General features: G+C 72.8%; 26 protein-coding genes. 15 read left to right on the top strand and 11 right to left on the bottom strand.

The features are described 5' to 3' along the window. Positions 1-47 precede the first annotated feature (47 nt). The gene (locus tag F5972_RS20175; RefSeq protein WP_150935156.1) at positions 48-968 is read left to right on the top strand and encodes an alpha/beta fold hydrolase; all 921 of its coding nucleotides are present in this window, start codon (positions 48-50) and stop codon (positions 966-968) included. 8 nt (positions 969-976) lie between these two features. After that, positions 977-1,597, top strand: coding sequence for a TetR/AcrR family transcriptional regulator (locus F5972_RS20180; RefSeq protein WP_150935157.1), 621 nt, complete (start codon positions 977-979; stop codon positions 1,595-1,597). On the opposite strand, the gene F5972_RS20185 is transcribed toward F5972_RS20180, so the two are convergent. Further along, positions 1,588-2,085, bottom strand: a complete 498-nt coding sequence (locus tag F5972_RS20185; RefSeq protein WP_150935158.1) for a GNAT family N-acetyltransferase — start codon at positions 2,083-2,085, stop codon at positions 1,588-1,590. The two genes, F5972_RS20180 and F5972_RS20185, sit on opposite strands and share 10 nt — an antisense overlap. Before the next feature lie 34 nt (positions 2,086-2,119). Then, the gene (locus F5972_RS20190) at positions 2,120-2,695 is read right to left on the bottom strand and encodes a TetR/AcrR family transcriptional regulator (protein ID WP_150935159.1); all 576 of its coding nucleotides are present in this window, start codon (positions 2,693-2,695) and stop codon (positions 2,120-2,122) included. Positions 2,696-2,790: 95 nt separating this feature from the next. Between F5972_RS20190 and F5972_RS20195 the strand changes: the two genes are divergently transcribed. From F5972_RS20195 to F5972_RS20210, 4 genes are read left to right on the top strand one after another with little or no spacing between them, the layout of a single operon-like run. Beyond that, positions 2,791-3,681, top strand: a complete 891-nt coding sequence (locus F5972_RS20195) for an alpha/beta fold hydrolase (RefSeq protein WP_150935160.1) — start codon at positions 2,791-2,793, stop codon at positions 3,679-3,681. Between the two features lie 16 nt (positions 3,682-3,697). Further along, on the top strand, positions 3,698-4,570 hold the full coding sequence (locus F5972_RS20200; protein WP_150935161.1) for an alpha/beta hydrolase family esterase: 873 nt from the start codon (positions 3,698-3,700) through the stop codon (positions 4,568-4,570). 39 nt (positions 4,571-4,609) lie between these two features. Beyond that, positions 4,610-4,879 (top strand): hypothetical protein, encoded by a 270-nt coding sequence (locus tag F5972_RS20205; RefSeq protein WP_150935162.1) that lies wholly within the window; start codon positions 4,610-4,612, stop codon positions 4,877-4,879. Further along, on the top strand, positions 4,872-5,303 hold the full coding sequence (locus F5972_RS20210; protein ID WP_150935163.1) for a hypothetical protein: 432 nt from the start codon (positions 4,872-4,874) through the stop codon (positions 5,301-5,303). The genes F5972_RS20205 and F5972_RS20210 overlap by 8 nt, the downstream gene beginning before the upstream one ends. Positions 5,304-5,371: 68 nt before the next feature. Here the strand turns inward: F5972_RS20210 and F5972_RS20215 are convergent, their stop codons facing one another. Further along, a complete protein-coding gene (locus tag F5972_RS20215; protein ID WP_150935164.1) occupies positions 5,372-5,713 on the bottom strand; it encodes an ArsR/SmtB family transcription factor in 342 nt (113 codons plus the stop codon). Between the two features lie 26 nt (positions 5,714-5,739). On the opposite strand from F5972_RS20215, the gene F5972_RS20220 reads away from it, so the two are divergent. Both F5972_RS20220 and F5972_RS37365 read left to right on the top strand, forming a co-directional pair. Then, entirely contained in the window at positions 5,740-7,050 is a 1,311-nt protein-coding gene (locus F5972_RS20220) for an MFS transporter (RefSeq protein ID WP_150935165.1), read from the top strand. Positions 7,051-7,113: 63 nt separating this feature from the next. Then, complete coding sequence (locus F5972_RS37365; protein WP_191910230.1) at positions 7,114-8,904, top strand: hypothetical protein; 1,791 nt, start codon at positions 7,114-7,116, stop codon at positions 8,902-8,904. 18 nt (positions 8,905-8,922) lie between these two features. Here F5972_RS37365 and F5972_RS20230 read toward each other — a convergent pair whose 3' ends face one another. Continuing rightward, the gene (locus F5972_RS20230; RefSeq protein WP_150935166.1) at positions 8,923-9,660 is read right to left on the bottom strand and encodes a GntR family transcriptional regulator; all 738 of its coding nucleotides are present in this window, start codon (positions 9,658-9,660) and stop codon (positions 8,923-8,925) included. A 112-nt stretch (positions 9,661-9,772) separates the two neighbouring features. Between F5972_RS20230 and F5972_RS20235 the strand changes: the two genes are divergently transcribed. The 7 genes from F5972_RS20235 to F5972_RS20265 all read left to right on the top strand — a co-directional run bounded on the left by F5972_RS20235 (position 9,773) and on the right by F5972_RS20265 (position 16,572). After that, a complete protein-coding gene (locus F5972_RS20235; protein ID WP_225311678.1) occupies positions 9,773-10,924 on the top strand; it encodes an ABC transporter substrate-binding protein in 1,152 nt (383 codons plus the stop codon). Between the two features lie 4 nt (positions 10,925-10,928). Beyond that, positions 10,929-11,765, top strand: a complete 837-nt coding sequence (locus tag F5972_RS20240) for an ABC transporter permease (protein ID WP_225311679.1) — start codon at positions 10,929-10,931, stop codon at positions 11,763-11,765. After that, positions 11,753-12,628: an ABC transporter permease gene (locus F5972_RS20245; protein WP_150935167.1), complete on the top strand. Its 876-nt coding sequence runs from the start codon at positions 11,753-11,755 to the stop codon at positions 12,626-12,628. Before F5972_RS20240 ends, F5972_RS20245 begins: the two co-directional genes overlap by 13 nt. After that, on the top strand, positions 12,625-13,710 hold the full coding sequence (locus F5972_RS20250; protein WP_150935168.1) for an ABC transporter ATP-binding protein: 1,086 nt from the start codon (positions 12,625-12,627) through the stop codon (positions 13,708-13,710). The genes F5972_RS20245 and F5972_RS20250 overlap by 4 nt, the downstream gene beginning before the upstream one ends. Beyond that, positions 13,697-14,368 (top strand): HAD family hydrolase, encoded by a 672-nt coding sequence (locus tag F5972_RS20255; RefSeq protein ID WP_150935169.1) that lies wholly within the window; start codon positions 13,697-13,699, stop codon positions 14,366-14,368. Before F5972_RS20250 ends, F5972_RS20255 begins: the two co-directional genes overlap by 14 nt. Positions 14,369-14,494: 126 nt before the next feature. After that, complete coding sequence (locus F5972_RS20260) at positions 14,495-15,529, top strand: zinc-binding alcohol dehydrogenase family protein (RefSeq protein WP_225311680.1); 1,035 nt, start codon at positions 14,495-14,497, stop codon at positions 15,527-15,529. A gap of 83 nt (positions 15,530-15,612) precedes the next feature. Beyond that, entirely contained in the window at positions 15,613-16,572 is a 960-nt protein-coding gene (locus F5972_RS20265) for a quinone oxidoreductase family protein (protein ID WP_150935170.1), read from the top strand. A 25-nt stretch (positions 16,573-16,597) separates the two neighbouring features. Here the strand turns inward: F5972_RS20265 and F5972_RS20270 are convergent, their stop codons facing one another. From F5972_RS20270 to F5972_RS20295, 7 genes are all read right to left on the bottom strand, one after another. Next, complete coding sequence (locus F5972_RS20270) at positions 16,598-17,821, bottom strand: glycosyltransferase (protein ID WP_150935171.1); 1,224 nt, start codon at positions 17,819-17,821, stop codon at positions 16,598-16,600. Between the two features lie 197 nt (positions 17,822-18,018). After that, positions 18,019-19,050: a PucR family transcriptional regulator gene (locus F5972_RS20275; RefSeq protein ID WP_204284708.1), complete on the bottom strand. Its 1,032-nt coding sequence runs from the start codon at positions 19,048-19,050 to the stop codon at positions 18,019-18,021. A gap of 20 nt (positions 19,051-19,070) precedes the next feature. Beyond that, on the bottom strand, positions 19,071-19,871 hold the full coding sequence (locus F5972_RS20280) for an ABC transporter permease subunit (RefSeq protein ID WP_150935173.1): 801 nt from the start codon (positions 19,869-19,871) through the stop codon (positions 19,071-19,073). Beyond that, complete coding sequence (locus F5972_RS20285) at positions 19,852-20,760, bottom strand: ABC transporter ATP-binding protein (protein WP_150935174.1); 909 nt, start codon at positions 20,758-20,760, stop codon at positions 19,852-19,854. The genes F5972_RS20280 and F5972_RS20285 overlap by 20 nt, the downstream gene beginning before the upstream one ends. Before the next feature lie 106 nt (positions 20,761-20,866). Further along, positions 20,867-21,256 carry a thiol-disulfide oxidoreductase DCC family protein gene (locus tag F5972_RS20290; protein ID WP_191910231.1) on the bottom strand — a complete coding sequence of 130 codons (390 nt, stop codon included), beginning with the start codon at positions 21,254-21,256 and terminating at the stop codon, positions 20,867-20,869. Between the two features lie 10 nt (positions 21,257-21,266). After that, positions 21,267-21,416 carry a hypothetical protein gene (locus F5972_RS37370; RefSeq protein WP_191910232.1) on the bottom strand — a complete coding sequence of 50 codons (150 nt, stop codon included), beginning with the start codon at positions 21,414-21,416 and terminating at the stop codon, positions 21,267-21,269. Continuing rightward, on the bottom strand, positions 21,413-22,369 hold the full coding sequence (locus F5972_RS20295; RefSeq protein ID WP_150935542.1) for a cobalamin biosynthesis protein: 957 nt from the start codon (positions 22,367-22,369) through the stop codon (positions 21,413-21,415). Before F5972_RS20295 ends, F5972_RS37370 begins: the two co-directional genes overlap by 4 nt. Positions 22,370-22,372 lie beyond the last annotated feature (3 nt).

A 22,372-nucleotide genomic window follows, 5' to 3' on the forward strand; every position in this document is an offset into this window, starting at 1 on the left:
GGGCGTTAGGATACGACTGTATCCATTCAGAGGGGACGAGGTGCACGATGCGTACACCCGACCGGCCGTCGGCCTTCACCGGCGACTCCGCGCGTGACAGGTACCACGCCGTCTATGACCGGGTGCTCGGCGAGGTGTGGCCGGTGCCGGTGGACGCCGCCGACGTCGAGACCCGCGCCGGCCGTGTGCGGATCCTCCGGGCCGGGCCCGCGACGGGGGATCCCGTGGTCCTCCTGGCCGGCGCCGGCGGGAACGCACTGGCCTGGTACCGCTACATCGAGCCGCTGGCGCGCACGCGCCCGGTCCTCGCCGTCGACCCGCTCGGCGAACCCGGCCGCTCGGTCCAGACGCGGCCGCTCGCGACCGGCGCCGAGGTCGGCGGCTGGGTCACCGACGTGCTGGCCGCGGCCGGAGCCGAGCGCGCGCATGTGGTGGGTTCCTCGTACGGCGGCTGGACCGCGGTGGAACAGCAGCGCGGCGGGGGCGGCCGGGTCGCGGCGCTGACACTGGTGGACCCGGGCGGCTTCGCGCCGTTGCCCGGGCGGTTCATCCGGTGGGCCCTTGCCGGGGCCTTCGCCTCCCTCCTTCCTCGCGCGTCGCGACACCGCATGGCCGGCGTGGTGGACAACGGGGTGCTGCGCGAGGATGGGCTGGTGGAGCTGATGCGGGCCGGCTGGTCCTTCCGCCGGCGTGTGCCCGTCCCGCCCGCCTACACCGACGAGCAGATACGCGAGGTGGCCGTACCCGTGCAGGTGCTGCTGGGCGCCCGCAGCGCGCTGCTCGACGCGGAGGCGGTGGCCGCGCGGCTGGCCGGCGTCGCGCCGTCCTGGCGGGTGGAGATCGTGCCCGGCACCGGGCACGCGCTGCCCGTCGAGGCGCCCGACCTGGTCGTCGAACGGATCCTCACCTTCCCCGGCCGTGTCCGGGCCGAGAACGCGACGCCGAAGCACGGCACGGACGGGGGCTAGGAAACCGCATGCCGAAACAGGTGGACCACGACGAGCGGCGGCGGCGGTTGACCGAGGCGCTGCTGCGCATCGCCGGCACCCGCGGCCTGCAGGCCGTGTCGATGCGTGAGATCGCCGCCGAGGCCGGTGTCTCGCTGCGCGTCGTCCAGTACTACTTCACGAACAAGCAGGCCCTGCTCGACTCCGGCCTCGCCGAGCTGGGCGCCCGCATGGACCGCCGGGTCCGGCAGCGGGCCGCCGCCACCACGGGCGGGCCGTCCACGCGAGATCTCTTCGCCGCCGTGCTCGGCGCGATCCTTCCCTCCGACGAGCAGAGCCGGCTGGACTCCCTGGCCTGGACCGCCTACTACACCGCCGCGCTCACCGACCCGGCCCTCGCCGCGACCGGGCTCACGCTGCCCAACGCCCTGGAAGACTTCCTCACCACCCGGCTCACCACCGCGCAGCAGGCCGGGGACATCACCCCTGACCGCGACCCGCGCACGGAGGTCGCCGCCCTTCTGGCGCTCGCCAACGGCCTGACCTCCAGCGTCCTCAGCCGGCAACGCAGCCACGAGGCCGCCGCCGCGATCGTCGGCTACCACCTCGACCGCCTCTTCGGACCGGCAGCCGCCCCGCCTCACCGGTGAGTCCGGGTTCCCCTGGTCATGACGTACTTGCGCAGGGCCGGGTCGTGCGGGTGGACTTCGTACACGCCCGTGCGCTCGAATCCGAGCCGCCGGTACACCCGTTCGGCGGAATCGTTGCCGCCGATGACCCACAGCTCCACCTGGGAGTGTCCCGTCTCCCGGGCCCAGGCGACCACTTCCAGCGCGAGGCGCTCGGCGATCCGGCCGCCCCTGGCCTCGGGACGCACCCACATGCCGAAGAGCTCCACGACCCCGGTTCGGTCCGCCGAGGTCCGGCCCGCGGCGACACCGACCGGCACGCCGGCGTCGAACGCGGCCACCTTGACACCGTCCTCGGTCCACGCGCGCCACCGCGCCTCGTCGTATGCCCGTTCCTCTTCGACGTCCCCGTGGAAGATGGCGGGCGCGTCGGCGAGTGCCGCCAGCCGGAGACGACGCCAGGTACGCCAGTCCTCACCGCCGAGACGACGTACGACAACCGCATTCATGCGTCTCCTCCTCGAATGATCCGAACGGGGCCGATCATGCGCGGGTGCGGAGGCCTTCGAGGAGGAAAGTGAGATAACGGCGGGCGGTCGCCGCGCGGTCCTCGGTGCCGGTGGCCGGGTGGACGGTCGCCGCGAAGGCCACCCCGCACATCAGCGGCACCATGTCGGCCTGGGTCACGCCCGGGTCGATCACGCCGGCCGCGCGAGCCTGGTCGAGGAGCTTCCCGAACAGCACGGCGAGCCGTTCCTTCAACTCGCCGACGTGCGGAAGGGCGTTCACCGGCGCGGCGAACACCGGGGAGATCGACGCGTCGGTGATCTGGGCGTCGGCGGCCGCGAAGAGGAAGTCGCGCAGCGTCGTCAAGGGATCGCCGCCGGACAGCGCCCGCTCGGCGTGCGCGACCAGGGCTTCGAGCCCGGGGGTGGCGACGGTTTCGAGCAGCGCCTCCGGCGTGGGGAAGTGCCGGTAGACCGTGGCCACCCCGACCGAGGCGGCCCGCGCCACGTCGTTGAGCTGGATCGGCGTTCCCTCGTCCACGAGCCGGCGGCCCACCTCGACGATGCGGTGCCAGTTGCGGGCGGCGTCCTTGCGGAGCGGGGCGGCGGGCATGCCCCAAGCATAACCGGATAGCTCATCCGATTCGTGCTACAGTGAAACGGATGAGTCATCCGTTTCTGGCGGACCCTTCTCCCCGGGAGATCCCTGTGCCTTTCACCGTGACCGGCGTTCCGCACCTGCCGGACGGCTTCACCGACACCTTCACCAGCCGCACCGTCGACGTGGGCGGTCTCACCCTGCACGCCGTGACCGGCGGGACCGGCCCGGCGCTGTTGCTGCTCCCCGCGTGGCCGCAGTTCTGGTACGGCTGGCGCCTGGTGATGCCCGCCCTCGCCGAGCACTTCACGGTCGTCGCCGCCGACGTACGCGGGGTCGGAGCCAGCGACAAGCCCGCCACCGGCTACGACACCGCCACCCTCGCGGGGGACATGGCCGCCCTGATGACCGGCCTCGGCCACGAGCGCTTCGCCGTCGCCGGCCACGACCTCGGCATGATCGTCGGGTACGCGCTCGCCGCCGGCCATCGCGACCGGGTCACCCGGCTCGCCGTCGGGGAGGCGATCCTGCCGGGGCTCTCCCCGATGCCGCCGCTGCTGATGGAACCGGCGCTGAACGAGTACCTCTGGCACTTCGTCTTCAACCGCCTGCGGGACGTCAACGAGCGGATGGTGGCCGGGCGGGAGGAGATCTACTTCGGGCACCAGTTCGCCTCGAAGGCGGCCACCCCGGACGCGATTCCGCCGCACGCGGTGGAGGTCTACGTCGAGGCGCTGCGCGACCCGGCGGCGCTGCACGCGAGCTTCGAGTTCTACCGGGCGGGAGAAGGAGTGGCCCAGATCGCCGCCCTGGCGGCGGGGCCGCTGACCATCCCGGTGCTGGCCGCCGGCGGCGAGCGGGCCTCGGGCGAGGCGGTCGAGCAGGTCATGCGGAAGGTCGCCGTCGACGTGACCGGGGTGGTGGCGCCGGGCGCGGGCCACTTCCTGCCGGAGGAGGCCCCGGAGTGGACCGCCCGCACCCTCATCGACTTCTTCGGCTGAACGGGAGGGGACAGACATGACAAGGGACAGCGTCGAGGTGGGCGGCAGGCCGCGTACGTACACCGTGGTGGGGCCGGAGGACGCCAAGCCGTCACGTGATCTGGTTCTCGTCTTCCACGGGTCGCGGCAGACCGGGGCCAAGCACCGGAAGTTCACCGGGAAGGCGTTCGACGCGCTGGCGGACGGCGGCGCGGCGGTGGTCGTCTACCTGGACGGCCACAAGGGAAACTGGAACGACGCGCGCCGGGCGAGCCGGTTTCCGGCCCGCAGGGAGAACATCGACGACGTCGGCTTCACCCGCGCGGTGATAGAGAAGCTGGTGGCGAGCCACCGGATCGACCCGGGACGGGTGTTCGCGATCGGCTACTCCAACGGCGGGCAGATGGCGATGCGCCTGGCCCATGAGGCGCCGGAACTGATCGCGGGGGCGGCGGTGCTCGCGGCGACCATGCCGGCGCCGGAGAACTTCCTGGTGGCCGACGCGCCGTCCGTGCCGATGCCGGTGCTGCTGGTCCACGGCACGAAGGACCCCATCGTCGGCTACGCGGGCGGCGAGCCGAGCTGGTGGGTGCGGAAACTGTTCAAGATCGGCGGGCGGAGCCTGTCAGCGCCGGAGACCGCGGCCTACTTCGCGGCCCGCAACGGCATCACCGACGAGCCGGTCAGCAGGACGCTGCCGAAGCGGGCGGGCTCGGCCGGCGGGACGTCCGCCGAGCGCACCGACTACCGCCAGCAGGGCCGGCCGCCGGTGACGCTGCTCACGGTGCACGGCGGCGGGCACACCATCCCCGGCCCCCGCAAGGCACCCGCCGTCGTCGGCAGGACGAACCAGGACGTGAACACCGCCGAACTGATCGCGGAGTTCTTCGAGATACCGAGCGTCACATAATGCCTTCCGACCTGGGAGGCGGTGAGTATGATTCCGGGTATGAGCGGAGACAGGAAAGCGCGGATCACCATCACCGTGGACCCTGACGTACTCGAGTACGCCGAGCACCTCGTCGCCACCGGCAAGGCCACCAGCGTGGCCGCCGTCTTCAACGACGTGATCGCGGAAAAGCGGATCGCCGACCAGCGTGCGCTCGCCCTGCTACGCGAACGCGCCCGGCAGGCCGACCCGGCGCGGGTGGCCCGAATGATGCGACACGTGAACCGCCAGCTCGCCGAGCACGGATTCCCGGCGGCGCCGGGTGAGTGACTTCACCCCCACGCCGTACATCCTCGACACGAGTGTCCTGTCAACTGTCGTCCGCGGAGACGCCGACCTGATCGGCCTCCTGCAAGGCTTCGACCGGGCGGGCCAGCCTCTTGTCGTCCCCGCTCTGGCCGCCGTGGGGGCGCTCCTCGACGGCCGCGGATCGCCGGATGCCCAGGCGCTGCTCGCCGGCCTGGCCGCGTTCGAGCACGCCCTCGTCGCTCCGCTGGAGGGCATCGCCCAATCCGCCAAGCTCGTCGACACGATCGCCGTCACCGGGCTCGACGTCTATGACGCGCACGCCGCGGCCATCGCCGACGTGTCGGTCTGCCCCATCCTCACCGTGCGCGGCGACAAATGGCACCAGCCGTCTCGCGCCCTGGACAACCCCCTGCATGTGATCGAGATCGCCGACCCCGAGCAGTAGTGCCGGACTCACCCCATGGGGAACCGGTCCGCTCCCCGCGCCCGGCGGGCGGGCGGTGAACGGCGGTCCTACTCGGGGCGATGTGCGGGGGCCGACGACAGGACGGCGTCCAGCAGGGCCGGGAAGCGTTCGTCGACCTCCGCCTTGCGCAGGGTGACGATGCGCTGGCGACCGGCCGGATCGTTGCGGATCAGCCCGGCTTCGCGCAGCGTCTTCAGGTGATGGGAGAAGGTCGACTTGGGCACGCCGGGCTCCGTCGCCTGGCACTGCGCCACCGTCAGCGGCCCCTGCGCCGCGAGCTGCCGTACGAGGTCGAGCCGGGCCGGGTCGCTGAGCGCGAACAGGACGGCGGGAAGCTCGACGTCCTTCAGCTCGGGATGCGGGAGCCGGCGCGTTGTGGCGTTGCTCACAGTTCGACCTTCTTGGAACTATCGGCGTGACGGTGTGGTTCCAACAGTTCGATACAAATCGAACAGTAGGCAGGTTGGAGCCCACGATGACAAGTCTGCTGCACGGATCAGCATCCCTCGGCACCCCGGCGCCGGAACGCCGCCGCCTTCCGGTGCTGCCGCGCGCGGCGGCCTTCTGGCTGGTGGCGGGCACCACCGCCATCCTGCTGGCCGCCTCCAGCGCGCCGAGCCCTCTCTACCCCGTGTACCAGGACGAATTCGGCTTCAACGCCCTCACGCTGACGGCGATCTTCTCCGTCTACGTGCTGGCGTTGCTGGTCAGCCTGCTCACCGTGGGACGGCTCTCCGACTTCCTCGGCCGCCGCCCGGTCCTCGCCGCGGCGCTGGTCGTCGAAGCGGCCGCGATGGCCGTCTTCCTCGGCGCGCACGGCGTCGCCGCCCTCTTCGCCGCCCGTGTCGTCCAGGGCCTGGCGACCGGCGCCGCGGTGGGGGTGGTCGGCGCGTACCTGCTCGACCTGCAACCGGACGACGGCTCGCGGCTGGGCTCGCTCGTCAACGGCGCGGCGGCCACCGGCGGCCTCGGTCTCGGCACGATCGGGAGCGGCGTCCTGATCCAGTACGCCCCGCAGCCGACCCGGCTGATCTTCGTGATCCTCACCGCGGCCTTCGCCGTGCTCGCCGCCGCGACGGCGGTGCTGCCGGAGACGGTCACGCGGACGCCCGGCGCCGTGGCCGCGCTGCGCCCGAAGGTGTCCGTCCCCGCGCCGGCGAGGAGCGCGTTCCTGCGCGCGGCGCCCGTCCTGGTCTCCACCTGGATGCTCGGCGGGCTGATCCTCTCCGTCGGGGGCTCGCTGCTCGCCACGGTGTTCGGCGAGCGCGACCACGCGGTGACCGGCCTCGTGCTCGGCGCGCTCGCCGTGTCCTCGGCGCTCGCGTCCGTGCTGCTCAGGCGGCACGCCCCGGAGCGCATGCAGCGCGAGGGCACGCTGCTGCTCCTCCTCGGCACGATCCTGCTGGTCGCCGCCGTGGCGACGTCCTCGCTGACCGTCTTCGTCGCGGCGGCGGTCGTCGCCGGCGTCGGATGGGGGCCGGCCTACCTGGGCGCCTTCCGGATGGTCAGCCAGCTCGCCGCGCCGCACGAGCGGGCCGCGCTGATCTCGGCGATCTACGTGGTCAGCTACCTGGCCTTCAGCATCCCGGCTCTGATCGCCGGGGTGGCCATCACCACGCAGGGCCTGCGGGGGACGTCGCTGGTCTACGGCGTCGTGGTCGCCCTCGTGGTCGCCGGCACCCTCGCCTACGAGGCGCGGAGCCGGCGCCGCCCCGCCGCCGCGTGACGGCCGGCCCGCCGGAACCGCTGTGACCGCCAGTACGGCGGCGCCACACTAAGATCGCGTTCCATGCCTTCGGACGGTTTGTGGCGGATCCTCAGGATCGGAACAGTAGGCCTGTTCGTCGCGGCGGTGGGCGCGGGCCTGGTGGCCGGTGAGTCCTGGCTCTGGGTGGCCGTCGAATGGTCGCCCCCGGCCAACGCGGGGTTCTACACGCCCAGCGACTTCTTCGGGCCCGGAGGGTTCGACACCGCGACGACCGTGGCCCTGCTCGCGGCCGCCCCGGTGAAGGCCGCGCTCCTGTGGCTGATCCTGCGTACCCCCGTGCCGGGAGCACTGGACCGCAGGGAGAAGGCGCTGCGCCGGCTGCTTTACCTGGCGGTGGCATACGCCCTCGTGCTGCGGTTCCCCATCGAGATGCTCCCCGACGCGGTCGACGCTGCGTTGCAGCTCGCGCTGTGGGCCGTGATCGACGTCCTCTACCTACTGGTCATCCGCTGGCGGTCCCGCGTGCTGCGGGCGGCGGCCGGAGCGATGTTCGCGATCGGGCTGGCCGGGATGGCCGACGACCTGCTCGACGAACTCGACCTTCCACAGCTCGGATCAGGCGACGTCGTCGCACCGTTCCTGATGCTGGGCGGAGTGGCCGCGACCATCGTCACGCTTGCCGGGCAGCGGCGCGACGGCCGGTGGAGCAGCGGCACGCAGGCCGCCGGATGGTTGTCGTTGGGCGTGTTCGCGCTGGTAATCCCGCTCAACCTCTTCTTCGCGAGAATGCCCATCGGCACGGCGGCGGTGCTGATCGTGATGGACGCGGTCGCGCTCGCCGGCACCGTGTGGATCGCGGCGACCGCCCGTGAGATGCCCGCCGGCGGCCGCCCTTCCGCCCTTCCGCCCGCGCGGCGGCGCGCGAGCCGCGTCGCCGCGGCGGCCGTCGCCACACTGCCGGTCATCGCGCTGATCCACCCGGAGCAGACCCCGCACCTCACCTACACCGGCTGGTCCATGGGCTGCTACGACCGGCAGAGATTCGGCGACCTGAAGCCCGCCCAACGCGACGCCGCGTTCCTGTGCCGGGCGCGGAACACGGACGGCGGAGTCCCACCCATGTTCCCCGACACCCTGTCGGACCAGCAGGTCCTCGCGTACGGGCGGGCGCTGTGCCGGGCGAAGGACCGCGACGAGCAGCAGGCGATCCTGACCCGGGCCGGGAGCGCGCGGCCCGCCTGGGGCGCGGACCCGTGGGATCTCGTCTACGTCTGCCCGGAGATCGTCGGCGCGACCCATCCCGACCTGCTGCGGTCGTCCGAGGAGGCGCGGACGGCGGAGGCCTCCTACGTCGCCGAGCAGAACGCGAAGTGCCCCGACCCCTGGCCCCGGACGAAGGGGGTCGTCCAGGCCACGGCCACCTACTTCCTCTTCGCCGACGGCGATGCCGGCTATCTGGTCTACGACCCCGATGACGAGGCGGCCGAGGAGGCGGTGGAGCGGGCGACGGACAGAGCCTACGACGGCGGCACGCTCGTCGGAGTGGCCGGCAGCGCGGCGCTCGTCGGGCACATCGAGGACATCATCGATCTATGCCTGACCGTGAAGGCCTTCCGCACCGCGCCGCCGCGGCGGACGGCCGGGTGGGACCAGGTCACCGAGGTGCCGATCGTCAGCCGCAGCGGCACGCTCACCGTGCCGGAGAAAGAGGGCGGAGACGTGGGCGCGGGCGCCCCGATGCCGAACCTGGCGATCGCGGGGAAGGGCCGCTACCGGCTCCGCGTCTACGTACGGCTCGGCGACGTGGGAGAGGAGCACCTGGTCGTCGTGTTCCCGGGCGCGTCGAGGAAGAGGCTCACGCTGAAGCGGTGAACAGACCTGTCAAGCGGGTCAGTCGCCGGCGCGGCGGACGAGGGGGTTGGCGGCGGTGGAGTTGCGGATGCTGAAGGCGACGCTGCCGGCGCGGTAGCGGTCGTCGGAGCACTCGACGGGTCTGCCCTCCTGGCTGGTGGTGGTGCGGCGCTGCCGCAACAGGGGGCTGCCGCGGCGGACGCCGAGCAGCCGGGCGTCCCCGGCTCCGGCGGCCACCGCGTCGATCAGGTGCTCGCCGTACGCGAAGACCAGCCCGGCCGACTCGTACAGCTCCTGGGTCACCGACTCGCACTCCGGGTCGAGCCGCTCCACGGCGGGGGCGATCCAGCCGGCGTAGACGGTGCGCTCGACCAGCACGGGCTCGCCGTCGAGGCGGCGCAGCCGCCGCACGTCGAGCACCTCCTCCCCCGGCTCCACCGACAGCCGTACGGCCTCGGAGGGCGTGCACGGGCGGCGGCGGGAGGACAGCACGCTCCCGCTGGCGCGGTAGCCCATCGACCGCGCCCATTGGGCGAAGCTGTGCAGTTCGGTGAAGCTCTGACTGCGCTCGCTGCCCAGCACGATGCGGCGCGCGCCCTGGCGGGACCCGACCACCCCCTCGGCGGCCAGCAGGGCGACCGCCTGGCGTACGGTCCCCCGCGAGGCGGAGTAGCGCAGGGCCAGGTCGGCCTCCGAGGGAAGCCGGCCGCCGATCGGATAGTCCCCCCGCACGATGGCGTCCCGCAGGTCACCGGCGATGTGTTCATAACGGGCCATCCGTGCCGAGCCCTTCCGTTCACGTGACCGACATCGATGTGCGACTCACTTGGTCTGGCTTGTTTGTACAAGTTCGCCTACGTTCGTTGCACGCACCCTATGGGAGGGACTCTTGTCCGCACGCACCGCCGGTCTCGTGGCCGCGCTCGCAATGACCACCTCGGTGATCGCGGCCTGTGGGGCCGCCCCCACGACCCCCGGCGGCGGTACGGAGTCCGGTGACTCCAAGGCCGCCTCCGCGACCTCGGCGCAGGACCTCGGCGGCCTGGACAAGCTCGTCGACGCCGCCAAGAAGGAGGGGCAGCTCAACACCATCGCGCTGCCGCCCGACTGGGCCAACTACGGCGAGATCATCAAGGCCTTCGAGGCGAAGTACGGCATCAAGGTCGTCAACGACAACCCGGACGGCTCCAGCCAGGACGAGATCAACGCGGTCAAGACGCTGAAGGGCCAGGGCCGCGCCCCCGACGTGCTCGACCTCGGCAGCGCCTTCGCGCTGAGCGGCGCGCAGGAGGGCCTGTTCGCACCGTACAAGGTGCAGAGCTGGGACAAGATCCCCGACGGGCAGAAGGAGCCCGGCGGCGCCTGGTTCTACGACTACGGCGGCTACGTCTCCATCGGCTGCGACGCCAAGCGGGTCAAGAGCTGCCCGGAGACGTTCGCCGACCTGCTCAAGCCGGAGTACAAGGGCAAGGTCGCGCTGAACGGCGACCCGACCAAGGCCGGCGCGGCCTTCGCCGGCGTGTACGCCGCCTCGCTCGCCAACCAGGGCTCCTTCGACGACATCCAGCCCGGCATCGACTTCTTCAAGAAGCTCAAGCAGAACGGCAACTTCAATCCCGTCGAGGCCACCCCCGCCACGGTCGAGAAGGGCGAGACCCCGATCACCATCGACTGGGACTACCTGCAGGCGAGCTACGCCAAGGAGTTCGCGTCCAAGGGCGTGGACTGGAAGATCGTCATCCCCTCCGACGGCCAGTACGCGAACTTCTACTCCCAGGCGATCAACAAGTGGGCGCCGCACCCCGCCGCCGCCCGCCTGTGGCAGGAGTTCCTCTACAGCGCCGAGGGCCAGAACCTGTGGCTGAAGGGTTACGCCCGGCCGGTGCTGCTGCCCTCCATGCAGCAGGACGGCAGCGCCGACGCGGCCCTCGTCGCCCAGCTCCCCAAGGTCGAGGGCACCCCCGCCTTCCCCACGCCGGACCAGGTCAACAAGGCCAAGGAGGTCCTGGCGAGCGGGTGGGGCGCGGCGGTCTCCGGCTGACGTCGTGGGGGACAGCCGTACGGAATCGAAGAGCCGGTGGGCGGTCGTACCGCTGCTGGTCTTCGCCGTCATCGTCTTCGGCCTGCCGATGCTGGTCCTCCTCGGCGGCACGTTCACCAGGGAGGGCACGCCCAGCGCCGCCAACCTCACCGAGTCGCTCCAGGGGGCGTACCTCACGTCCCTGATCGGGAGCGTGAAGATCTCGGCGCTGGTGGCGGTGCTGGGCGGGGTGCTCGGCACGTTCCTCGCCCAGGCCGTGGTGACCTCCCGGTTCCGGGCCCTGCGGGAGGGGGTGCTGACCGCCTCCGGCGTGCTGGCCAACTTCGGCGGCGTGCCGCTGGCGTTCGCCTGGATCGCCACGCTCGGCAACTCGGGCGTCGTCACCACGACCCTGGGCCTCGGCGACCACGGGTGGAGCCTGTACAACTTCTGGGGCCTCACCCTGGTCTACCTCTACTTCTCCGTCCCGCTCATGGTGCTCACGGTCGTGCCCGCCCTCGACGGGCTGCGCCCGCAGTGGCGCGAGGCCGCCCAGAACAACGGGGCGAGCACCTGGCAGTTCTGGCGGTACGTCGGCGTCCCGGTGCTGACCCCGGCGCTGCTCGGCGGGGTGATCCTGCTGTTCGGCGGCGCGTTCGCGGCCTACGCGACGGCGCAGGCGATGGTGGGCTCCAGCGTCCCACTGGTCACCCTCAAGATCGCCGACGCGCTCACCGGCAACGTCCTCATCGGGCACGAGAACGTCGCGCTGGCCCTCAGCCTCGACATGATCGTGGTCGCGGGCCTGGTGATGGCCGTCTATCTCCCGCTGCGGCGAAGGAGCGCCCGATGGCTTCGCTGACCCCCCAGGTCACCACGCCGGCCGTCCCCGGGACGGCGCCCGTCCGGCCGGGCCGGCCGCGCCGTCCCCGGGTCTGGCGCGGCCTGGTCCTCCTCCTCGCCGCCGTGTACTTCCTCGTCCCGCTGATCGCGTCGTTCGTCTTCACGGTGAAGGCGCCGGACCAAGGTTTCTCGCTCGACGCGTACGGCGAGATCTTCTCGGCCGAGGGCTTCGCCGGGAGCCTGCTGCTGTCGCTCGGGCTCGGGGCCGCCACGATCGTGATCGTGCTGCTGCTGACGCTGCCCGCCGTCGTCGCCGTACGGCTCGGCGCGCCGCGGTGGCGGCCGGTGCTGGAGGTGGTCTGCACGCTGCCGCTGGTCGTGCCCCCGATCACGTTCGTGGCCGGGATCAGCACGGTGCTGCGGTGGGGGCCCGACTACCTCGCGAGCACGCCCTTCTACCAGACGATCATCGCGGTGCAGGACCCCGGCTTCCCGATAGTGCTGGTGCTCGCCTACGTCGTGCTGGCGCTGCCGTTCGCCTACCGCTCGCTCGACGCGGGCCTCGGGGCGATCGACGTGCGCACGCTGTCGGAGGCGGCCAGGAACCTCGGCGCGTCGTGGCCCCACGTGCTGCTGCGGGTGATCGTCCCCAACATGCGGTCGGCGATGGCCGGCGCGTCCTTCCTCACGCTGGCGCTGGTGCTCGGGGAGTTCACCATCGCCCGGCTGCTCTCCTTCCAGACCTTCCCCGTCTGGATCTACACGATCTCCGGCGCGCACGCCCAGGTGTCGGTGGCGGTCTCGGTGTTCAGCCTGCTGATCACCTGGCTGCTGCTGCTCGCCCTGTCGTCCGCCGGCGCACGGCAAAGGAGTGGGTCATGAACGGCGCCCGGGTGGAGTTCCGCGGGCTGCGCCGGAGGTTCGGCAGCACGGTGGCGCTGGACGGGCTCGACCTGACCGTGGAGCCCGGCGAGCTGATCGCGCTGCTCGGCCCGTCCGGGTGCGGCAAGACCACCGCGCTGCGCTGCCTCGCCGGCTTCGAGCAGCCCGACGAGGGCGAGGTGCTGGTGGACGGCGCCGACATCACGCGGGTGCCGGCCAACCGCCGCGACGCCGGGATGGTCTTCCAGTCCTACTCGCTCTTCCCCAACCTCAACGCCCGCGACAACGTCGGCTTCGGCATGCGGGTGCGCAAGACGCCGGCCGCCCGGCGGCACGCCCGCGCGCAGGAGCTGCTGGAACTGGTCGGCCTGCCCGACGTGGGCGGCCGGTATCCCCACCAGCTGTCCGGCGGCCAGCAGCAGCGGGTGGCGCTGGCCCGCGCGCTCGCGCTCGAACCCCGGGTGCTGCTGCTGGACGAGCCGCTGTCGGCGCTCGACGCCAAGGTGCGCGTCACGCTCCGCGAGGAGATCCGCCGCCTCCAGCTCTCCCTCGGCATCACGACGATCTTCGTGACGCACGACCAGGAGGAGGCGCTCTCGATGGCCGACCGGGTCGCCGTGCTGCGCGACGGCCGCCTGGAGCAGGTCGCCGATCCCGCCACCCTGTACGACCGGCCGGCGACCCCGTTCGTCGCCGAGTTCGTCGGCGCGATGAACCACCTGCCCGGCCTGCTGTCGGGCGACGAGGTGACGGTGCTCGGGCAGACGCTGCCGGTGGAGGGCCCCCGGCCCGCCGGGCCCGAGGCCGACGTGCTCGTACGGCCCGAGGCCGTGCTGGTCGTCCCCGACGGCGAAGGGGAGGGCGTGGTCGTGGTGTCGTCCTTCCGCGGCTCCACCGCCCGCCTGCGGGTGCGGCTGAGTGACGGCGCCGAGGTGCTCGCCGACGTACCCGGCCACGACTCGGCGCGCCTGGCGCCCGGCACCGCCGTACGGGTCCGCCTGGTCGAGCGGCCCGTGCTCGTGTCGGCCCGTACGGCGGCCGGAGCCGCGGCGGCGGTCCCCGAACCCGATGCCGTCGCCTGATCACCTGGCGGCGGTGCTGTTCGACATGGACGGCACCCTCGTGGACACCGAGGACCTGTGGTGGGATGCCTGCGCCGAGGTCGCGCGCGGCCTCGGCGCCCCGCTCGGGCCGGGCGACCGGCAGGCGCTCTTCGGCCTGCCGGTCGAGGACGCCGCGGCGCACGTCCTCGGCCGAGTGAGTGACGACCCGGGGCGGGATTCCGTCGAGGCCATGCTGACCGGCGCCTTCGTCCGGCGGATCGAGAACGGGGTCACCCCGCTGCCGGGCGCGGTCGCACTGCTGGAGTCCCTGCGCGTGGCGGGAGTCCCCGCCGTGCTGGTGAGCGCGTCTCCCCGGACCGTGGTGGACATCGTGCTGGAGATCGTCGGCGGGCACCTCTTCCGGCTGTCGGTGGCGGCCGGGGACAGCGCGAGGAACAAACCGGCCCCCGACCCGTACCTCGCCGCGGCCTCGCGCCTCGGCGCCGACCCGGCGGCGTGCGTCGCGGTCGAGGACAGCCCGACGGGCATCGCCTCCGCCCGGGCCGCCGGCTGCGCCGTCATCGCGGTCGGCCCCCTCGACGCCGCGAGCGGGGTGACGACGGTGCCGACCCTGGAGAGCGTGGACCTGCCGCTGCTGCGCCGGCTGGTCTCGGGGCAGGTTCCTCCAGGGGCATGAGTTCCTCTCACCTCGATGGTTTCCCGACGGGTACTCGTGTCCCTTGCGGGTAACCAGGCGTCGGTGGATACCGTGCCGCCGAGCCGTACGACCGGCGCGGAGTCCATCAAGAGCGAGGGGACAGACATGACCGAGAACCGGAACGAGACCATGCCCGCCGTCGCGTACCGGCGCAGCCTTCCCGTCGACGACCCGGAAAGCCTCCTGGATGTGGAGCTGCCGGTGCCCGTACCCGGCCCGCGCGATCTGCTGGTCCGGGTGGAGGCCGTCGCCGTGAATCCGGTGGACTACAAGGTGCGGCGAAGCAGCGATCCGGGCGGCGAGCCCAAGGTGCTCGGCTGGGACGCCGCCGGCACCGTGGTCGCTGTGGGCGACGAGGTGGAGCTGTTCGAGGCCGGCGACGAGGTCTACTACGCCGGCGCGATCGACCGCCCCGGCGCGAACTCCCTCTTCCACGTCGTCGACGAGCGCATCGTGGGACGCAAGCCCGCCACGCTCTCCTTCACCGAGGCCGCCGCGCTGCCGCTGACCTCCCTCACGGCCTGGGAGGGCCTGTTCGAACGCCTGGGCCTGCGCGGCGACGCGCTCGGCCAGACCGGGTCGCTGCTGGTGACCGCGGCCGCGGGCGGCGTCGGCTCCATCGTCGTCCAGCTCGCGCGCGCCCTGACCGGGCTGACCGTGATCGGCACGGCCTCCCGGCCCGAGACGGTGGAGTTCGCCCGCCGGATGGGCGCTCACCACGTCGTGGACCACCGCGGGCCGCTGGCGAAGCAACTGGCCGAGGTCGCGCCGGAGGGCGTCAGCCACATCTTCAGCACGACCGGCACCGACCGCAACCTCGCGGCGTACGCCGACGCGCTCGCCCCGTTCGGCCGGATCGTCGCGATCGACGACCACGACTCCCTCGACATCGGCGTGCTCAAGCAGAAGAGCATCGCGTTCCACTGGGAGCTCATGTTCACCCACTCGCTGTTCCGGACCCCGGACCAGGTGAACCAGCACCGCATCCTCGACCGGGTCGCGCGGCTCGTCGACGCCGGAGTCCTCGTCACCACCGCCAACCGGGACCTCGGCCCGGTGAACGCCGCCAACCTGCGCGAGGCCCATCGCATCCTCGAATCGGGCACCGCGATCGGCAAGATCACTTTGACGGGCTTCTGAGGCCCGCCGCACCGGACCGGGAACAACGGGCGGGGCCCGGCGGGTTGGGGAAGATCAGAAGATGCCTCAGACAGGAGTTGCGCATGCGTGCCATCGTCGTCTCCGCGTACGGTGATTCCTCGGTGCTGGAGTACGCCGAGCGGCCCGACCCGGTGCCCGGCCCGGGCCAGGTGCTGATCGAGGTGGCGGCGACCGGGGTCAACTTCATCGACGTCTACCACCGTGAGGGACGCTATCCGCTGCCGCTCCCGCTGGTCCCCGGCTCGGAGGCGGCCGGGACGGTCACGGCCGTGGGCCCGGACGTCACCGACGTCGTGCCCGGCGACCGCGTCGCCTCGGCCAGTGCGATCGGCGCGTACGCGACCAAGGCGCTGATCCCGGCGGACAGGGTGGTCCGGCTGCCCGACGGCCTCTCCCCCGATCTCGCGGCGGCGGTGCTGCTCCAGGGGCTCACCGCCCACTACCTGACCCACTCCACGTACGCGGTCCGCACGGGTGACGACGTGCTCGTCCACGCCGCGGCGGGCGGCATGGGCCTGCTGCTGGTGCAGATGGCCAAGCTGCGCGGCGCCCGCGTGATCGGCACGGTCTCCAGCCCCGAGAAGGAGAAGCTCGCCCGGCAGGCCGGCGCCGACGAGGTGATCGGCTACGAGGGCTTCCCGGAGGCTGTCAAGGAGATCACCGGCTCGGGTGTGCACGTCGTCTACGACGGGGTCGGGGCCGCCACCTTCGAGGGGTCGCTCGCGTCGCTGCGCCCGCGCGGCATGATGGCGCTGTACGGCGCGGCCAGCGGGCCGGTGCCGCCCTTCGACCCCCAGCGGCTCAACGCGGGCGGTTCGCTGTTCCTCACCCGGCCCACGCTCGGGCACTACACGGCCACCCGGGAGGAGTTGCTGTCCCGGGCGGACGACGTGCTCGGCTGGGTCGCCTCCGGCGCGCTGAAGGTGCGCGTCTCCGAGCGCTACCCGCTGGCCGAGGCCCGCCGGGCGCACGACGACCTCGAAGGCCGCCGTACGACCGGCAAGCTTCTGCTGGTCCCCTGACCCCCGGAGTACTTCCTCATTGGGACTACGGCGCCGTGCCGATCAGGCGCCGCGCGGCGGCCACGGCGCCGTCGTCGCGCACCTCGCCCGCGACGGCCCCGGCCCGGTCCCGCACCTCGGGCCGGAGGACCTTGTCGAGAGCCGCCGTCAGCGATTCGGCGGTCGGCGCGGTGGGCGGATGGGCGGTCCCGATGCCGAGTTCGCCGACGCGCCGCGCCCAGTAGTGCTGGTCGTAAAGCTGCGGCACGACGACCTGTGGCGTCCCGGCCAGCGCGGCGGTGGTCGTGGTGCCCGCGCCGCCGTGGTGGACGACGGCCGCGACCCGGGGAAAGAGCGCCCGCTGGTTGACCTCGCCGACCGGCAGGCAGTCGGGGCCGTCGTCCTCCGGGGACAGGCCGGCCCAGCCGCTCAGCACGATGACGCGGCGTCCGAGCGCGCGGGCCGCGTCCACGGTCGCCCGGGCGACGCCCTGGGGAGCCCGGACGCTGCCGAAGCCGACGCAGACGGGCGGTTCGCCGTCGTCGAGGAACTTCTCCAGCTCCGGAGGCAGCGGGCGCCGGTCCGGCAGGACCCAGGCGCCCGTCTGCACCACTTCAAGGTCGGCGGGCCCGGGCCACGGCCCGAGCGCCGGGTCGGCCGCCAGCCAGGGCCGGTCGGTGAAGATGTGCCGTCGTGTGTCGTCGACCGGAGCAAGGCCGATCGAGGCCCGGTGGGAGTTGAGCGCGGCGCCGGCGACGTCGTTCCAGCGCCGCGCGTCCTCGTCCCAGAGCGCGACGTTGCCTGCCGTTCCGTCCGCCGGCGCCTGCCCCCAGACGGGCACCGGCTCGTGATGCGGGGACGGCAGGGTCACCGGGCAGTAGCTCACGTAGACGTAGCCGATGCCCGTCCGCTCCGCCACCGAGTGGGCGGCGATCGACAGGGCTCCGCCCGCCACGATGACGTCGCAGCCCTCGGCCGCCGCCGGGATCGTGGCGAACTGGACGGCGACCGTGCCGTCGAGCATCCGCCGGCGTTGCTCGGGTGTGGGCGGAGCCTGGACCCGGGGGCCGGCCGGCGGCGCGGCCGACGCGGTCTGCCGCAACTCGGGACCGATCGGCACGACGGGAAATCCGAGCCCCTCGATCCACTCGCGGAAGTCGGGCGGCACGCACAGGCGCGCTTCCTGCCCGAGGTCCCGCAACGCCAGGGCCAGCGCCACCATCGGCTGGACGTCCCCACGGGTTCCGATGGTGGACAGAAGCACGCGCATGGCACTCCTCTGTGAAGGCTCTGTAAGGGCATGGGTGACGGCCGGGCGGCCGCACGGTGAAGGTGAGCGCGTCCGCGGCTCCGAACGGAGTCCGGCCTGGCCCGGCCCGGCTCACGGCCCCCGATTCTGCGCCGTCACCGGGGTCTTGCCGCAAGTCCCCCCATGCCCTATACGTTGAAAGTGGCGGCCTCCGCGTATCAGGTCAGCGGGTGGGCGGGCCACTCCAGGAGGCGGGCGCCGAGCACGGCCGTCTCCAGGGTGAACCGCTGTGTCGGGTCGCTGGGCGAGAAGCCGGTCAGCCTCCGGATGCGCTCCAGGCGGTAGGTGATCGCCCGCGTGCTGACGCCGAGCCTGCGCGCCGCGGCGGTGTGGTTGCCCTGCGCGGCGAAGACGGCCTCCAGCGTCTCCAGCAGCGGCTCCGGCCCGCCCCGGGCGGAGGTCAGCGGGCCGAGCACGGTGGAGACCAGGTCGACGATCGCGTCCCTGTCCCGCAGCAGCACCGGGAAGACCAGCAGGTCGGCCGCCTTCAGCACCTGGGCCCGCAGGCCGAGCCGCTCGCCGAGGTCGATCGCGCCCGCCGCCTCACGGTAGGAGGTGACGATCCCGCCCGGCCCCTGGTGCGGACGGCCGATCCCCACCCGCCACGTGGTGAGCGCCGCCCGCACGTGGTGGGTGAACTCCCCGCTCGCCGCGGTCAGTCCGGCCGGGAAGGCGCACACGAGCAGGCCGTCGCGGGCGGCGACGAGGATGTTGTGCGAGCCGAACCTGGCCACGAGCGACTGCTCGATCTTCCCGGCCAGCGGGTCGCCCGCCTCCAGCGGCGTGCCCGGTTTGGCCACGCTGACGGCGTACGCGCCGGCCAGGCGCAGGCCGAAGTGCTCGGCGCGTTCCGCGTCGGCCCTGCCCTGCAGCAGGTCGTCGACGAACAGGCGGCGTGCCTCCTCCTCCCGCCGTACGGCGGCGCGCTGGGCCTCCTCGTATCCGTCGATGTAGGCGGCGATGCCCCGCCGTACGGCTCCGAAGGCCCCACCGGCGGTCATCTCGGCGGCGTGCAGGCAGGCGTCCGCGAGCACGCGCAGGGGGATGCCGCGCTCGGCGGCGAGGGCGCCGCACTCACGCAGGCCGTCCATGTCGGCGCGGCCGGGCAGCCTGCCGGTGGCGGCCGACGCCGCCAGGACCGACAGGAACCCGCCGAGCAGGTCGGCGGGCACCCCGGTCGCCTCGCTCACGCGAGCGAGAACGCTGTCCATCAGACCCCTACGTCGCGCCGTTCGAAGGCGAGCAGCGCCGTCATGAGCAGGACGGCCGTCGCACCCAGCAGGACAAGGTAGTCACCGTACGGCCAGCCCTGGTAGAGGGGGCGTCCGTCGAGGTAGTAGTGGACGGGTGTGAGCCAGCGCAGCCAGCCGATGGCGTCGACGCTACGACCCATGGTCTCCACGATGTATCCGGCGACGCCCCAGACCCCGGCCACGGCGAGCGCGATCTGCCGGCGGCCGAACGCCGCGCCGACGCACAGGGTCAGCGTCCCGAAGAACAGCACGAGCAGGAACAGTCCCGTGTGGGCGGCGAGTATGCGGCCGAACGGCACGCCCATGCCGGCGGCGGACGAGGCCACGGCGGCGACCACCAGAGTCACCAGCGCCACGCCGAGCAGGCCGAGCGCCAGCGCCGTCCAGCGCTCCAGGAGCAGCCGCCGCCGGTCGATCGGCAGCGTCAGCGTGAGCTCCAGCGTCTTGGCCTCCTCGGGACCGGCGAGGGCCCGGTTGCCGAGGATCACGGCGCACATGGTGAAGAGCAGCGGGCCCAGCAACTGGTAGGCGACCGCGTGCAGGTAGCCGGTGCCGGTCGCGATGTCGGACATGCCGCCCATCAGGTCCCTGAGCGCGCCGGGATACTTGGCGATCGCCTGTTTGCTGAAGGTGTCGGGGTCCTTCATCATGCTCGCGAAGATCGAGATGTACATCCCGAGGAACGCGCACAGCCCGACCGTCCACCCGATGAGGGCGCGGCGATACTCCCCCAGGGTCTTACGCACCAGCGTGGGCATGCCGGGCCTCCTCCTCGCTGTAGTAGGTCAGGAAGATCTCCTCCAGGTCCGGCTCCGCGCTGACCAGGTGGACCACCGTGTGGCGGGCCGCCGCCTTGACCAGCGCGTCGGGCCTGCCGTCGATTGTGCAGCGCAGGCTCGCGCCCTGCACGGACACGTCCCGTACGCCGGGGAGCCCCTCGAAGTCCTCCCTGGGGACCGGCGCGTCGAAGTGGAGCTCCACGTGCCGTACGGCCCGCTCGCGCAGCGCGGCGATGTCCTCGACCGCGACGAGGCGCCCGGCGCGGACGATGCCCACCCGGTCGGCGACGTGCTCCACCTCGGCGAGCACGTGCGACGACATGAGGATCGTGCGGCCCGCCGTCCGCGCCTCCCGGACCATCGCCAGGAACTCCTGCTGCACCAGCGGGTCGAGGCCGCTCGTCGGCTCGTCCAGGATGAGCAGCTCGGGCTCGTGCATGAACGCCTGGATGAGCCCGACCTTCTGCTTGTTGCCCTTGGAGAGCCGGCCCATCCTGACCGACAGGTCGGCGTCCAGCCGCTCGGCCAGGTCGTCGATCCTGCTCCGGCTCACCCCTCCGCGTACGCCGGCGAGGAACCGGAGGTAGTCGCGGGCCCGTTCGCCGCCCTCCAGGGCCAGCTCGCCGGGCAGGTAACCGATCCGGGCGCGGACCCGCGGGTCCCGGGTGCTCGCGCCGAAGACCGTGGCCCGGCCCGACGTCGGCCGGATCACGTCCAGGAGCAACCGGATCGTCGTCGTCTTGCCGGCGCCGTTCGGGCCCAGATAGCCGAAGACCTCACCCGGACGGATGTCGAGGGTGAGATCCTCCAGGCCCCGTCTCGTACCGTAGAACTTCGTCAGTCCTTCGGTCTCCACCACTGCTGTCATGCCGCAATGGTGGACCTCCGGCCCGGTGCCGGGGTATGCCTTCTTCCGGACACCTACCGGCCTCGTCTCTTCCCGGCTTCGGCAACGAGGCCGATCAAGGGGCCGATCACACGGGCGGCACACCGCACGTCGTGGAACCGGGCAGGAGATGGCGGTAGCGCGACACCAGGCGGTAGCCCGCCTCCGCCGCCCAGCTCACCGGCGGCGCGAGCATCACGCGGCCGAGCGCGCGCCAGGCGGCGTTCGGCTGCACCGCGAGCATCACCCCGATGGCCCGCGCGCCGTGGGCACGCAGCCCTCCCGGGCCCAGAAGCTGCACGGACGTCATGACCTCCTCGCGGGTCAGCCCCGCCGCGCGGAGGTCGAGGCCCTGCCACGCCCGTACGGCGGGCATGTAGGGCAGGACCCGGTGCCCGGCGTTCACGCACGTCTGGCAGAAGGCGCAGTCGCCGTCGAAGACCAGCAGGATGCGGTTGTCTCCGCTTTCTCCGCCCATGCGATCGAACCTACCAATCCTGGGACGGATCATTCCGATCGCGTGGTGGCGGCGGCGCGGGCCGCCGAGACGCGCGTACGGCCAGCACGGCGACCACGATCACCGCGACCGCGACGCTGAAGACGACCGCGAAGACCAGCAGCAGGACGAGCAGGCTCATCGCCGGCCCCCTCGACGGGCCTGTGAACGGGCCAGGCGTGCGGCGACGGCCAGGGCGACCGACGCGTACGACACGGCGCGCGCCAGCCGTACGGACCGGGGGATGTCGGGGACCGCCGGGCGGGGACCATCGCCCAGCTCCGGGCGGTGCTCCACCCGGCCACCGTAGTCGTTCGCCCCGCCGAGCCGTACGCCGAGGGCTCCGGCGAAGGCGGCCTCGCAGCGCCCGGAGTTGGGGCTGGGGTGGCGGTGCCCGTCGCGGCGGAGCACGGTGGCCGCGCGGCGCGGGGAGCCGCCGACCAGACCGGCGAGACCGGTGGTGAGCAGCGCGGTCAGCCTGGCGGGCACGTAGTTGGCCACGTCGTCGAGCCGGGCCGAGGCCCAGCCGAACCGCGCGTAGCGCGGCGACCGGTGGCCGACCATCGCGTCGAGCGTGTTGACCGCGCGGTAGGCGAGCAGGCCGGGCACGCCGAAGACGGCGCCCCAGACGAGCGGCGCGACGACGGCGTCCGAGGTGTTCTCCGCGATCGACTCGACCGTGCCCCGCGCCAGCTCGGCGGCGTCGAGACCGGACGGGTCGCGCCCGCACAGGTGCGGAAGGCGGGCGCGGGCGGCGGCCAGGTCGCCCTCGTCCAGCGAGCGGGCCATCAGCGCGCCCTCCTTGGCGAGGGTCGTGCCGCCGAGGACCGCCCAGGTGGCGGCGGCGGTGACGGCGGCCCGCGCGACCGGGCTCGGCCGGGTCACCCGCTCGGCGACCACCCCGATGGCCGTCACGGCGCCGACGCAGATGGTCGTGTAGGCGACCCCCGCTAACCGCGAATCCCGATATATGAGCTTTTCGAGGGCGGCGGCCCGGCTGCCGAACACCGCCACCGGGTGGCCCCGCCGAGGGTCGCCGAGGAGAGCGTCGATCGCCGCCCCGGCCAGCAGCCCCGCCGCCGTGGCCCCGTCCATGGT

The organism is Microbispora cellulosiformans (assembly GCF_008728085.1).
Lineage (GTDB): Bacteria > Actinomycetota > Actinomycetes > Streptosporangiales > Streptosporangiaceae > Microbispora > Microbispora amethystogenes.